The organism is Mesorhizobium sp. M0045 (genome assembly GCF_040323385.1).
Taxonomy (GTDB): Bacteria; Pseudomonadota; Alphaproteobacteria; order Rhizobiales; family Rhizobiaceae; genus Mesorhizobium.
Genome location: NZ_JAMYUY010000010.1, coordinates 87,489 through 101,652, shown reverse-complemented (window position 1 = coordinate 101,652; position 14,164 = coordinate 87,489). Strand labels below are relative to the sequence as shown.

At 59.8% G+C, this 14,164-nt stretch carries 8 protein-coding genes and 1 tRNA gene; 8 read left to right on the top strand and 1 reads right to left on the bottom strand.

All coding sequences use genetic code 11. From position 1 onward, the window contains the following. Positions 1-6: 6 nt before the first annotated feature. On the bottom strand, positions 7-795 hold the full coding sequence (locus NKJ72_RS17550) for a LuxR C-terminal-related transcriptional regulator (protein WP_352478582.1): 789 nt from the start codon (positions 793-795) through the stop codon (positions 7-9). Between the two features lie 1,329 nt (positions 796-2,124). Between NKJ72_RS17550 and NKJ72_RS17545 the strand changes: the two genes are divergently transcribed. From NKJ72_RS17545 to NKJ72_RS17510, 8 genes are all read left to right on the top strand, one after another. Further along, positions 2,125-3,876, top strand: a complete 1,752-nt coding sequence (locus NKJ72_RS17545) for a polysaccharide biosynthesis/export family protein (protein WP_352478580.1) — start codon at positions 2,125-2,127, stop codon at positions 3,874-3,876. A 138-nt stretch (positions 3,877-4,014) separates the two neighbouring features. Next, on the top strand, positions 4,015-4,938 hold the full coding sequence (locus NKJ72_RS17540) for a class I SAM-dependent methyltransferase (protein WP_352478578.1): 924 nt from the start codon (positions 4,015-4,017) through the stop codon (positions 4,936-4,938). 202 nt (positions 4,939-5,140) lie between these two features. Continuing rightward, positions 5,141-6,430 (top strand): GNAT family N-acetyltransferase, encoded by a 1,290-nt coding sequence (locus tag NKJ72_RS17535; RefSeq protein ID WP_352478576.1) that lies wholly within the window; start codon positions 5,141-5,143, stop codon positions 6,428-6,430. A 253-nt stretch (positions 6,431-6,683) separates the two neighbouring features. Then, a tRNA-Asn gene (locus NKJ72_RS17530) sits at positions 6,684-6,768 on the top strand. 1,004 nt (positions 6,769-7,772) lie between these two features. Then, on the top strand, positions 7,773-8,594 hold the full coding sequence (locus NKJ72_RS17525; protein WP_352478574.1) for a 4'-phosphopantetheinyl transferase family protein: 822 nt from the start codon (positions 7,773-7,775) through the stop codon (positions 8,592-8,594). Positions 8,595-8,770: 176 nt separating this feature from the next. Continuing rightward, positions 8,771-9,919 (top strand): thioesterase domain-containing protein, encoded by a 1,149-nt coding sequence (locus tag NKJ72_RS17520; protein ID WP_352478572.1) that lies wholly within the window; start codon positions 8,771-8,773, stop codon positions 9,917-9,919. 37 nt (positions 9,920-9,956) lie between these two features. After that, on the top strand, positions 9,957-12,932 hold the full coding sequence (locus NKJ72_RS17515; RefSeq protein ID WP_352478570.1) for an amino acid adenylation domain-containing protein: 2,976 nt from the start codon (positions 9,957-9,959) through the stop codon (positions 12,930-12,932). A gap of 51 nt (positions 12,933-12,983) precedes the next feature. Then, a complete protein-coding gene (locus tag NKJ72_RS17510; RefSeq protein ID WP_352478568.1) occupies positions 12,984-14,162 on the top strand; it encodes an acyl-CoA dehydrogenase family protein in 1,179 nt (392 codons plus the stop codon). The last annotated feature ends 2 nt before the right edge of the window (positions 14,163-14,164 follow it).

Genomic DNA, 14,164 nt, shown 5'->3' with positions numbered 1-14,164 from the left:
TGTGCTTCAAGTAGCTCTTGAAGATGGTGACAAGGCTAAATAGCCGTCTTTTCGGTCCCCTGACGACCCATTGCCGGGAGCGGAACTGAGCATACCATGGTTCATCGCCCAAACTGCAGCCTGGGTACGGTTGCCTACCCGAATCTTTCGAAGGATAGCCTTCACGTGCACCTTCACCGTCGCTTCGGCGATGTTAATCTTGCGCGCGATTGTTTTGTTAGAATCCCCTCCAATCAAGCAACGTATAATACACTCTTCCCGAATTGACAACATGGATGGTTCTCGCTCCGCCTTATCCTCTGAAACAGCCAAATTTGTAACCTCATTTACCGAATTATATTTCAGACCATGTCTTATGTCCTGAATAAACGTTGAAGTTTCTGCAGGTAGAACCGTTTGGCCTAGCATAACCAATTCGAGAGCTTTGATGAAGGCGTCGTGAGCGGCAACTTTCGTCAAATACGCGTCAGCCCCCGCACGAAGGGCTGAAACTATATCGTTCGGTCGACAGTGGTCGGCTAGCGCAACGACATGGCTGGTGGGATAAATCCCTTTAAATTCCGAAATTTGTGCGAATCCAGCATCCGTATCAGAATCGTCGACATCCATGATGAGCAAGATGGACCGATGCGTGGGTAGCGGCTTCTGCAGAAGGTCGTGAACACAAGGTGCAGAGAACAGAACGCGAAACTTTGCTGCATCCAGAATTAGAACAAGACCCTCTCGGAGTAACTCGCTTTGACTGACAAGCACTGTTACAAAAGATCTTGTGGTCACCAAGGATTTCGTTGCCATCGTAACCTCCCTTGACGCGATTGGGGTACCCGCGTCTCGCAAGGCGCTCCCTCGCGTAGTTTCTTTTTTGACCATGTTTAGCTTACGCTAGGAAAACCCTAGACAAGAACACCCTCTTTAGGCGTAGCGTAGCTTCGTCGAGGGTTACCCCGGATTCCAAACCTGAGGCCTTGGTGGGGGGTGCGAGCCCTGGCTTGCGCCGGATGCGTGCGCGGCAAGGGTTGCCGGGCCTTGATCTCCCGTCGGCCGTGCCTACTGCTGCCCGCTGGCGCGGGCGGCGCGGCGGTCACGGGGCCCAGGGGGCCGCGCCGTGGGCCAGTTTGGGATGAGGGCCAAGGACAAGGCGGCGCGCGCTGATCCTGACCAGCGCCCGAACCTCAGCAGCTTGAGGAGCAACGTGCCACAGCTGGCAGTGGCGACTGGGTGTGGACCAGGAGGATGTGGCGCAGCGCACACCACAGCACGCAAGCACGGCTGCCTTCCGGCCATCAAAATGGGCGATGGTCTGCCGGGTCTGTCCTTGCGTTGCACCTGCGATGAGCAATAGAGGAGTTGGCTCGGGCGGCCCGGGGCCGGCCCATATCGGGCAGCGCTGCCGGGGAAGTCCTTTGGCAGGCAGCCTGGTGAGGTCCTGCGAGAATGAGTGAGGCGGGCCAGTTCTGCTATTACTACCTCGATAAGGCTGTCAAGATTGACGGCTTTGTCGAGGTCGCCACTTCATTCATCAGAGCAGTCGAGCCGTCAATCAGGTCAATCGACGTAGCGGAAGGATCGGAGCCGGAGACCGTCATCTGCTCGTTCTCCAGGGCCTGGACGAAGTTGGAGACGGCCAGCCATTCTGCGAATGCATTTTGGCCGCCCGGTTCAAGACGCTACGTCGGACCACTTTTCCGGCTCTTCGTTGCGTTCGATCGCCTTTGTCCCGTTTGCCATCAAAGAGGTTCTCCTTCCGCGAAGCAATCTGCTCATTGGACGAGTTCGCCGGAGGGGTGTTTATCCTAAAGGAGTGCCTACAAAGGGATAGTTGTGCCGGTAGCGGTGAAGGGACACGATAAGGCAGAGCCTTCCTCGTGGACCGATGCTCGCCACTTCGGGACGGGCTGGCCACCATTGAAGTGAAAGCCACGCGCCATGGCCATGATTAGAAAATTCAGTTCCGAGCCGGTCACTCCCTCCTCACAGGCAGCCCACGGCAGGGGATTGAGGCCTGTCCTGCTTGTCTTCGGGCTTTCCGGGGTCGCCGCCCTGGGAGGGGCCGCGGCCAAAAACTTAGCGGCAATAGAGGTTTCCAGAGCCGTGGCACAGGTCAGGGATGTCTCTGGAGCCGTGATGCAGAAGGTCGAGGATGCCTCCGGAGCCGTGATGCAGAAGGTCGAGGATGTCTCCGGGACCGTGATGCACAATATCGAGAATGTCTCCGGAACCGTGGTGCAGAGGGTCGACGATGTCTCCCGAGCCGTGGTGCACAATATCGAGGATGTCTCCGGAACCGTGGTGCAGAGGGTCGACGATGTCTCCCGAGCCGTGGTGCAGAAGGTGTCTGCTGGTATCGATAGCTGGCAAGAACAGCCGGGCCACGCCACGGCCGAACCCTCCCGTGCGATCGTGTCGGGACAGGATGCGTCGGCCGCGACGTTCGTCGAACGGAGCGCCGTCCCTGCGGTCCCCACTAGTGCCGAGCCCCCCAAAACCCTCAGCACGGGACCGGATGCATCCGCCGCGCCGTTGGTCGAGCGGAGCGTCGTCCCTGCCGTTCCCACCAGCGCCGAGCGCCCCAAAACCCTCAACAAGGCGGGCATGCCAACCGGAGCCCTGTTTGGCGTAGGCGACCGGCTCAAGGTCGCATTCTACGAGCGCGTCGACGTCGAGGAAGACAAGTGGGGGAGAGCGTCCTCGGCCTTGCACGGCATCCTGCAGCGTCCGGAACTGAGCGGCGAATATATTGTCCAAGAGGACGGCACGATTTCCGTGCCCTTGCTTGGCTCCATTTCGGTCGCCAACCGGTCGACGCAACAGGTACAGGCCGACCTGGTGGAAACCTTCAATCAACTGCTGGGCCGCGAGGGACTGGTTAATATCCTGCCGCTGGAGCGCCCGCCCATTTACGTGCTGGGGCCGGTCAAGAATCCAGGCTCGTTCAAGTACGCGCCCGGCATGACGATCCTCCACGCGATCGCGCTGGCCGGCGGACTCGACCAAGCCGAGAGCGAGCCCTGGCAGAAGATCGAAGCCGTGCGTGAGACGCAGAAGCGGAGCGGGGCGATCGATGCCTTGTTGAAATTGTTCGCGCGCGCGGCAGTACTGAAGGCCGAGCGCGACGGTACAGCACCCACCATCCCGCGCCAGTTGCTTGAACTGGCCGGCGCGACCGAAGCGGCCAACCTCGTCAACGAGCAGAGCGAGCGGCGCAAAGCCGTCGCCACGGCGCACAAGGATCGCGAGCGCGCGAACCTGCGGGCGCTGGAGGCGGCCAAGCAGGATGTTGTCGCTTATGGGCGCATGAAGTCGCTCGACGAACTCGTCAAGCTGCGCCACGAGCGCGTCAACAGCATGCGCACGCTCGTGGACCGCAAAGTTATAAGTATGACGGTGATGGATCAGATCCAGAGTGAGTTGTCCGACGCAGAACAGCGTCGGCAGGACGCTCTTAACCAATTCGCAAGCGCCAAGCAGCGCCTCGCTTCGCTGGAGTCTGAGGTGTTGCGAACCCGGGCCGACCTCAGGAACGATCTGGAGATCGAGATCGAGACCATGGAGAGCCAGATCGCTGCCAATGCGCGCGAGTTGAACGCCAGCGAAGGCGTCCTGGATACGTTGCCGGTGACCCGCGTCCAGTTTGATAAGGACGCGAACACCGCAACCTATCAAATCGTGCGGCAATCGGCAGCCGGGCCGGTCAGCATCGAGTCCGTCGGGATGACCCTGTTGCAGCCAGGCGACCTCGTCAACATCATCGTGGGCGAAAGCGCGCCAAGAGAGCCGGCCGGTTCGCCGGTCCCGACCTCGTCGCCGACCGGCGAGAGCTTGCCGGCCGCGTCCAAGCCCAATGACGTCGAGCCTTCCCGCGTGGTGAGGGAGTAGAGGATCGGTCCGAATTTGATGCCCAGCAAGGAGATTGGCCTGCATGGCTGGTCTGCGTAGATGAACTCGTCGGGACGAATTGGGAAACGAAACGACCACTCGCCGCCGCCGACAGCTTGAACCGCTTCATGAACGAGCATGTCCGCCTCCGCTCAGGAGTTCGGATCACTGACAAAGGGCAGTGAGATGACATCGAACGGGACACAGGTGCCTATCAAGCGAGATTGGTCAAAGATTTCGGAATTTTGTCACGACTCGCGCACGCCAGAGCGGTTATTTGCGCACTATCAAATCGAGAAAGCTCTGGCTGCTCAGCTGCTGAATTCAGATCAAGACGCTCGGCTCAGCCTCTATGCTGAAGTGTACGGCAAGCTTTTCACTTCCCTTGAAGATCATCCCCAAAATAGGAATGAATACAGAGACGATCGTATAGTCGATCTTCAGACTGCCCTTCTAAGAACTCTTATCCAGAAAGGCGCGCGTTTCGGCGAATTGGGGGCCGGCGACTGTAAGCTTAGCCTCAGCATGTGCAGTCACTGCTCTTCAGTAAATGCAATAGACGTAACCGACGCGTTACTGCCACCTGGGGAGAAGCCTGCAAATTTTCGTTTTGTCAGGATCGATGGTATTCATCTACCTTTCGCCGATAACAGTCTCGATTTTATGTTCAGCGATCAGTTGATGGAGCACCTCCACCCCGACGACGCACTAAGGCAGCTTTCTGAGGTATATCGTGTTCTGTCACCCGGCGGCGCTTACTATTGCATCACCCCAAACGCCGTCACGGGTCCTCACGACATTTCGGTATACTTTGACAAGGTTGCATGTGGATTCCACCTGAAGGAATATAGCTATCGTGAGCTGTCATGCGCGTTTACGGGGATTGGCCTTCGAAAGCAGGCTGTGCTGTTCGGCCATGGGGCCGTTAGTGTGCTCGTTCCTGCCAAAATTGGGATCATGCTCGAAATGGTCATGCAAGGAGTTTGGCGGCGGCGATCGAGACCCACTACGAATTCGGTACTTCGGCATCTCATGGGGATTCGCCTGCTCGGCTATAAATGAGAGCGCGAGCCGCGCGGTTCGAGACAATGCCTCGCAGCCGCCTTCGCTGAGTGTGGCCGCTCCAAAGGGGCCGCGTGAAGCGGGGTCGTACTCACTCCAGCAGGCACAGACTAGCTCTCCGTGAGTAGTCAAGAATTGGCTCTTCACTTTTAGCGCCTGCTGACATGAAGTCTTCTCCAAACAGGAAAACCCCGAGTGCTCCATGAACGAACAGCAGCGCGCAGCGAGGACATTCCTGGCATTCCCGCCGCAATGCGAAAAGTATCAGGAAGATGGTTGTCTATCAGGACCTCTTGATGTCTCAGCCATCGGTGCGGAACCCTATCGCGTGGCTTCAGTAGAACAAACCATGCGCCAGGATACGGTCATCGACGTTACCGTGGAGGCCTTGCCGGACATCGCGAGACTCGAGACCCATTGGAAGGAGCTCGAAGCGCGAGCAACTCACTCATTCTATCTGTCCTGGCTCTGGATCGGAACTTGGCTGCGGCATCTGCCGGGGGGCGCGCAACCACATGTTCTAGTCGCTCGGACGTCAAGCAGGATCGTTGGGTTGGCGATTATTTGCCGGCGGAGAGCGTGGGGTTTCGGGCGGCATGCGCGGGCGCGTTGGCTGCTCAATGAAACCGGAGATGTTCGATTCGATCGATTGTTCATCGAGTACAACGATATTCTTGCGGAGCGATCCCTGGCCGATGCCACTCGAGTGGCATGCGTCGAGGCCTTGGCGCATCGCTTGCGCCGCTCTGACCAACTGGTGCTCTCCGGAATTGATCCGGACTTCGAGTTGGCCGCTTGTCGCACCGCGGGCCGGTCCGGGCTCATTACCGAGGTGAAAGCAGAAGATACGGCACGGTGGATCGACTTCGTCAAAGTCCGTCAGAAAGGCGCAAATTACAGGGCCACATTGGGCCGCAGCACTCGCCAAGCGGTAAGCCGTGCCATGCGGTTATATGGGGAACGCGGCCCCATTGCGTTCCGGACTATCGAAGTGACATCGGAGGCGCTCGCCGCGTTTGATTTGCTCGCCGAGCTTCATCAGGCGCGATGGGGACGCAGGGGAGCCTTTGCCAACCCGAGCTTCCGGCGATTTCACGAGGAGCTCATTACGCGCGGCGTTCCCACGGGGACCGTCCGCATCTCACGGACGTTGGCAGGGGACCAGACAGTTGGGGTCCTGTACAATTTCGTGTATGACCGGCGTGTTCTCAACTATCAAAGCGGCTTTCTTTATGAGCGCGATGGCCGGCTCAAGCCCGGGCTTATCAGCCATGTGCTGGCTATTGAGGACAGCATTAGACGCGGGGAGTGCGGCTACGATTTTCTGGCAGGCTTCGCCGGGCACAAGTCCCGCCTGGCTAATGCGGAGCGTCCCATGAAGTGGATCGTAATAGGCAGAGACAGTCCAGAGCGCCGCATCGAGGCACAGCTGCGCGGTGCCAAGCGGGTGCTAGGGACCATTGCTGCTCACCTGAAACAGGCCGCCGCTTGAAGCGTCGACCGAAAAAAGGGAGCCGCCACTTTAAATCAAGTATTGGGGGCAGGTTCTTGGACAATCGGTTGGCGGGTTCGGCCCTTCGGCAGGCGAGGACCAAGGGGAGGTTGGATTTGTCTACGTTATGCGATGTCACCGTTGTCGGTGCTGGCCACTTTGGACTATCGGTAGTGCCGGATAAACACAGCGCGTATTCCTTTCAATTCGGGATCAGAGCACCAGTTTGCGCGGCGGGCTCTCTAATCTATGTTTCAGCGTGGCGGAATTGGTAGACGCACCGCACCGTTAATGCGGCGCCGAAAGGCTTGTAGGTTCGACTCCTACCGCTGGAGCCATAGATTACAAGTAGCCCTGCAGCCACCATATTTAAGTCGTTGAATAAGGGGCTTTCGGCCGCCTTTCTGCCGTGCAGGAGTACCCTTGGTCCACGTGATGCAACGCCGGGAGGGCGAGGTTCACGACAGCGGACGCGGCGCTCGTAATGCAGCAGCTGGAGCTGCGCCGCAGCGAGATCGCGCGGGGCGATCATGGGCTCTGTCGGCCGCCACGGAGCTCGCGATCCTCACCTTCGACGTCCACGGCGTCATCCGGTTCGCCAACCCTGCGGCCGGCGCGCTGTTTGGCTGGGACCCTGCGGAGATAATCAGGCACCGGTTGACATGATCGTCCCCGAGCGGCTGCGTAACGCCCACAATGCGGGACTGCGCGTCGCTCGGGGCGGCGAATCCACGCTCGTCGGAAAGACGGTCGCGATCGCCGCCCGCGTCGCCCGCTCTACTCTAACTGCGTGCCTCCACTGCCGAGCAGCACGCCAGCCGGGCGCGCTGTGGAAACCAAGCCGAATCGGCGATGTTAGAACGGGACTGGCGATGCGGACCTGTTGAGAACCGGTCAATTACTCAGAAGAGGTAATCCGAATTGGATCTTTACTGACGGCGATATCGCGTCGTCCCCTGTAACCAAGTCTTCCATAAGGCATAGAAGCCTCCCGGACAGGCTGGGAGGCTTCCGTCGTCCAGCAGCAAAAGCCCATCGACCAGGGGGTCACTCGGCCGCACAAGCGAAGCGCGGAGATTGCTTTGATCTGATGTAATTCCGCATCCAGGCAACTGCTCTTTGGCAAACCCGGCGCAGCAGCCTTGCTCGTCAGAGCAGGAGTTGACCATTGGAGCGCCAGAATCCGGCAAGATAAATTTGGCAGTTTCGCCTCCGGCAGACCCCTTGCGAGCAGCAGCATGTCTGGGTCTTTTTGATGTAGCACATCCGTACATCAAAATATCCACCAGGCGCTCCTTGCTTTCGCCGTTACGTGGTTGTTTCATCAGGGAAATCCGCACGAATGGCGCTGCCGTTCGTAGAAAGAATTGCACTTGCGCGCATGAGCGCTCCCATCGATCGGAATCCACATATGACTTCTGGCGCATTGGGCGCGAGCTGGAATTTTCAGGCTGTCTCGGGACCTCGATTAATTCGACCCGTCAGATTCGGCGTCAGTCAGCCTCTTGCGGAGCCGGCACCGGATAAAGTCGAACTGAGACCCGGGACCATAATGCCGGTTCTCGAGAATGATGGTTTGGAGGTCCTGGCATTCATGCTCGATGCGGAGCAGAACGTCATCCGCGAGATAGGCGTTTGCCTCAATGAAGAGGAACGTCGGCGCGCCGAGGGGATGAGACTGGAGCGGGACCGCCGCCGCTATGTCGCTACCCGTGGGCAGCTGCGGCGGGTCCTTGCTTCCAAACTGGGAATCTCGCCGTCCGACGTCGAACTAGAATATGGACGCCTAGGCAAACCCCACCTCTCGCACCGCATGCCTGCTCGCGATTTGCGCTTCAGCGTCTCGCGATCCGGAGATGTCGCGGTCGTCGCCCTCTCGACCAGGCAGGAGGTCGGGGTGGACATCGAGGCAGTTCTCCCGGTGCCCGAAGCGGACGAGATCGCAGCGCATTGCTTTTCCGCCTCCGAGTATGGGTCCTACACCGCCCTTGGTCCGGAAGACCGGCTGGAAGGCTTCCTTCGGCGCTGGACCCGGCTGGAAGCTATCTCTAAGGCCCTGGGGTGCGGCTTAGGACAGCCCCTTTCTTGGGATGAAAAGGAATGGGCTGTTCGTAGGTTCGCACCGAAAACTGGGTACATCGGGACCGTGGTAGTCCGGAATTGAGTGGTAGTCCGGAATTGAAGTGTCCGCGATGCAATCCTTCACTTACGATGCCCTGCGGACAAACGAGGAGCCCAACCAATTCCATTGGACTGCACGCAAGTTCATTCGAACCGCACTTGTTTCCCATACTTCGCGGTGGGTCGTGGTCGAGAACACGGGACAGGCGCTTCACTGAAATGTCCCGGGCGTACGGAGAAAGAGGCGGCAGTTTCATCGATGAAACCGTCGCGCTGGAGCAGCTGGGACGCGGGAACCATCGGCTCCTCGTAAATAATAAGAAAGTGATCGGATGGCCTATGTCGGCGGACGTGATGCAATTCCCGGAGCTTCTCGCAGACCTCGCGGTCAAAGACATCAAGATCTGGGTGGAGGGCGATCGGCTGCGGTGTAACGCCCCAGTTGGCGCACTTACCGCGGAGTTTCGCGACCAGTTGAGGGACCGGAAGGGCGAGATCATCGCGTTTCTGAATATGGCCACGGCGGCGGCCCGGCAACAGCCTGCGATCATTCCCCTGCAGTCTGGCGGTACACGCACGCCAATTTACGCCGTACCCGGGCATGTCGGGGCGCCCTTCTCATTCTCGGACCTGTCGAAGCACCTGGGCGGCGATCAACCGTTTTACGCACTCCAACCGTGTGGCTTCGATGGGCAGAGCGAGCCGATGGACCGCGTCGAAGATATCGCTGAGTACTTCGCTCGCCAGATCGTCGAACATCAGCCCACCGGTCCGTACATTATCGCCGGTTACTGCTCCGGCGCGGCCACCGCTTTCGAACTCGCAAAAATGCTGAGTCAACGCGGAGCGGAGGTCCCATGCATAGCGCTCTTTGGCCCTCTTCACCCCGCCACCTATAAGGAATTGCCACGTCTGCTGTATTTCTTTGCCAGGCGCAGCGCCGATTCGTTCCTGCGAGAGATGGCGAAGCTGCCGACATTCGGCGCCCGCCTCCGATATTTCGGCAGTCGCCTCCGGAGTCTCGGCGAGCGCGTCCGCGCCCTCGTGACCCTCGCTCGCAAAAGCAAAGAGCCTGTCACGACAGATCCGGTGCTGGCGAGCAGAGCTCGACTCAAATCGACGGCGATCACGGCTTTGCGGCGGTACATTCCCACTCCGTATTCGGGTCGAGTATGCATATTCCTTCCGAACAAGGCCTGGCTGCGATCGGGTGCAGCACCGCACCGATGGCTTCGAGTGGCGCCCCACGCCGAATTTTATTTCGGGCCCGAGGACTGCAACGGTCCCCTTATGCTGGAGGAACCGGACGCACCTGCCATTGCAGAACTGTATCGCCAAGCAATCCAAAAAGCTGAACGATTGACGTGATTTGATTTTCTGATTTCTGCGATGGGGAGCGTGTCTCATGAATGAAGTCCTACCTATCGCGGCGGAGGGCGTAGCGCTTCCTCTGCTGAAAGATGCCGATCATCAGGCGCTGGTTGTCGACTACAACGCCACGGTAGCGCCCTACCCTTCGGACAGGACGATTGTCGATCTCTTCCGCGACCAGGCGAGGCGGAGTCCTGACGCTGAAGCGATCCGCTTTGGCCACGCAACGCTGACGTACCAGCAGCTCAACGAACGCTCCAACCAGGTGGCCACGTATCTGAGCTCGACCGGCGTGGGGCCGGGTCGGATTGCCATTGTGTTCATGGAGCACTCCATTGAAGTCGTCGTCGCAATCTTAGGCGTCCTGAAGTCCGGCGCAGCCTATGTGCCGGTGGATGCGGCAACGCCGAAGGGTCGTCTGGCAACAATCCTGAAGGACATTGCCAACGGGACCGACGGGCGGGCGCCGGTGGCGATCACTCAGGCGCGCCTGCAATCCGCTATTTCCCCGAACCTTGCCGACATCTTCGTGCTCGACGCCGATTTCGGGTCGATTTTGAATTTGCCGGACTCGGCCCGACCGTCCGCTGCGACTCCGGACGGCGCCGCCTATATCATCTTCACCTCTGGCTCGACCGGCACGCCGAAGGGCGTCGTGATCGAGCACCGGAACCTGGTGAACTACATCTGGTGGGCCGCTCGGGTGTACAGTTGCGGCGAACGTCTCGCATGGCCCCTTTTCTCATCCCTCGCCTTCGACCTGACCGTCACGACGCTCTTCACGCCACTCATTACCGGCGGCCGCATCGTGGTCTATCTTGGTGATCCGGGAGTCCAGAGCATGGTCGTGCTCAAGGTCATCGACGACAATGCCGTCGACATCATGAAGCTGACGCCGGCGCATCTCGCGATGATCCGCGACCGCAATCTTGAGACCACAAGGCTGCGCAAGTTCATCGTGGGTGGCGAGGACTTCAAGTCCGAGTTGGCTCGCGATATCACGAAAGCCATCCCCCATCCTATCGAGATCTACAACGAGTACGGACCAACCGAAGCCACTGTGGGCTGCATGATTCACCGTTTCGACATCGACCGGGATCAATCCGCATCGGTGCCGATCGGCGTCCCGGCCGCCAATGCGGGCATCTACGTCCTCAATAAGGCACATCAGCCCACCGCCCCCGGCATCATCGGTGAGATGTTCATTGCCGGCGACGGTCTCGCGAGAGGCTATTTCAATCGCCCTGACCTGACCGACGAGCGTTTCCTCACGGCCACCGATCCCCGAGATGGGTTTTCGAAGCTGCGGCTGTACAGGACGGGCGATCTCGCCCGCTGGAACTCGGAAGGGCGCCTGGACTTTCTCGGCCGCGTTGATCATCAGGTGAAGGTTGGTGGCGCGCGTGTCGAGCTGGGCGAGATCGAAGCGCGGCTTCTGAAGCACCCGCACGTTCAGGAATGCGCTGTCGCTGCCATCGCCACCTTGGTGGCGAAACCAGCGACACAACTGCGTTATTGCGAACGTTGCGGTGTTGAGTCCGGCCTGCCCGGCACGACATTCGATGCGGCAGGCGTCTGCAATCTATGCCGGGCCTTCGACACCTATGTCGACAAGGCGCAGACTTATTTCAAAACGTCGGACGACCTCCAAGTTCTCATCGCGGAGATGCAGGCTAACCGGAAGGGACCTTACGACTGCATCGTGCTGTTGAGCGGCGGCAAAGACAGCAGTTTTATGCTGTGCAAGCTCGTCGCCATGGGGGTAAAGCCGCTTACCTTCACCCTCGACAACGGTTTCATTTCGGAAGGAGCCAAGGCCAATATCAGGCGGCTCGTGAACTCCCTCGGCGTGGATCACCACTGGGGAAGCACGCCGTACATGAACGAGATCTTCGTCGACAGCCTCAAACGGTTCGCGAACGTCTGCAACGGCTGCTTCAAGACGATCTACACCCTGGCCACGAACGTCGCCCGCGAACGAGGGATCGGGTACATCGTGACTGGGTTGTCCCGCGGCCAGTTCTTTGAGACGCGCCTCACCGAGGAGGTCTTCAAGCGGGACGACTACGATCCGGCCCGTCTGGACGCGCTCATCGCCGAGGCGCGCAAGGAGTATCACCGCCGCGAGGATGCTGTGTCGCGCTATCTCGACGTGGATGCCTTCCGAAACGACTCAGTATTCGACGAAGTGAAGTTCATCGACTTCTACCGCTACTGGAGCGTTCCTCTGGAGGACATGCTCGACTTCTTGAAGACGCAGGCGGGATGGGATCGGCCTGCGGATACAGGACGCTCTACGAACTGCCTCATCAACGATGTCGGCATCTACGTTCATAAGAAGCAGCGGGGACATCACAACTACGCCCTTCCCTACAGCTGGGATGTGCGTCTCGGCCAGAAGACGCGCAAAGAAGCCATTGACGAACTCAACGACGAGCTAGACGTACGCCGCATCAAGGAGATCATGGCCCAAATCGGCTATGTCGAGCCGCCGGCCGCCGAAGACGGCATCGCACGACTTGTGGCCTACTATGTCTCGTCGAAACCCCTGACCGTGGCGGACTTGCGCACCCACCTCGCCGAAGAACTCTTGGAATCCATGATTCCAACGCAGTATGTTCGCCTCGAACGGATGCCGCTCACGTCCAACGGCAAGATCGACCGCTCTGCGCTTCCCGAGCCGACGGCGGAAAACATCCAGCCTGCACAAGGCTTCGCCGCCCCCTCGACGGAGACCGAGAAGACGTTGGCCGGTCTGTGGTGCGATCTCCTGAAGGTCGAGTCGATCGGCCGTGACGACAACTTCTTCGGCCTGGGTGGGCACTCGCTCCTGGTGATGCGGGCGGCGTCGCGCATGCGGGAGACCTTCGGCGTGGACGTGCAGCTTCGCAACCTCTTCGAGCGCCCGACAGTGGCCGAACTGGCGGAAGTGATCGATGGAATGCTCTGGGTGGCCGATACCAGAGACCCTTCAGTCTCGGAAGGACCGAGAGAGGAAATCGAACTCTAGTTTGCCAGAAGGCCTCCGAAAGCTTTTGCGTTGGACTGCACAGCAGAGCGGATGAAGATGATGGACAAAGCTTGGGTACCGGCGCGAAGACCGGGGCTGCCATGGGCGGCGGGGGAGTATGAGCTTTTACGCGACCAGGTGCGCCGGTTCGTCGAGGAGGAGATCAAGCCCCGTGCGGATCGTTGGGAGGAGGATGGGTTCATTCCCCGTCAGATCCTGCGCCGCATGGGTGAACTCGGCTTCTTCGGCATCCGCTACCCGGCCGAGTACGGTGGTGCCGAGATGGACGCGGTCGCATCCACGATCTTCGCCGAGGAGCTCGGGCGCTCGACCTATGGCGGCGTCGCCATCGCCACGCTGGTCCATACCGACATGGCTTCCGTGCACGTCTTTCACGACGGGACCAAAGCCCAGCGGGCCCGCTGGATGCCGGGGATTATCAGTGGCGAGGTGATCACCGCGGTCGCCATCACGGAGCCGGATGCAGGCTCGGACGTGAAGGCCATCCGCACGCGCGCCCGCCGAGAGGGCGACTCTTACGTTGTCGACGGCACGAAGCTCTACATCACGAACGGCGTCCACGCGGATCTGTACTGCCTCGCCGCCAAGACCGATCCCTCGGCAGGAAGCCACGGGATCACAATGTTCCTCGTCGAGAAGGGCACGCCAGGTTTTAGCGTCGCCCGCGAGCTGGACAAGCACGGCTGGCGCTCCTCCGATACGGCGGAGCTCGTCTTCGACGGGTGCCGTATCCCCGCCGAGAACGTGCTCGGCGCGGAGGGACAGGGCTTCTACTCCATCATGCGCAATTTCCAAAACGAGCGCCTTGTCCTCGCCGGCATGGCGATAGGGGCGGCCGAGGCGGCGATCGATATGACCCTCGCCTGGGTGAAAGCTCGCCGCGCATTCGGGGGCGTCCTGTGGGACATGCAGGCGATCCGTGAACGTCTCGCGATGCTCTCTGCGAAAGTGGAGGCAGGCCGCCAGTTTCTCTATGCTACCGCTTGGCGAATGGCGGCGGACGAAGATTGCCTGCGCGAGGTCTCGATGGTGAAGGCCATCTGCGGCGAACTCGTCAACGAGGTCGCGTATACGTGCGTGCAGTTCCATGGCGCTATGGGCCTCATGCGCGAGAGCCCGATTGAGCGCATAGCGCGTGACGCCCGCGTCCTATCGATCGGCGGCGGCGCGACGGAGGTGATGCTGGAGGTGGTCGCGTCGATGTCGTGAGC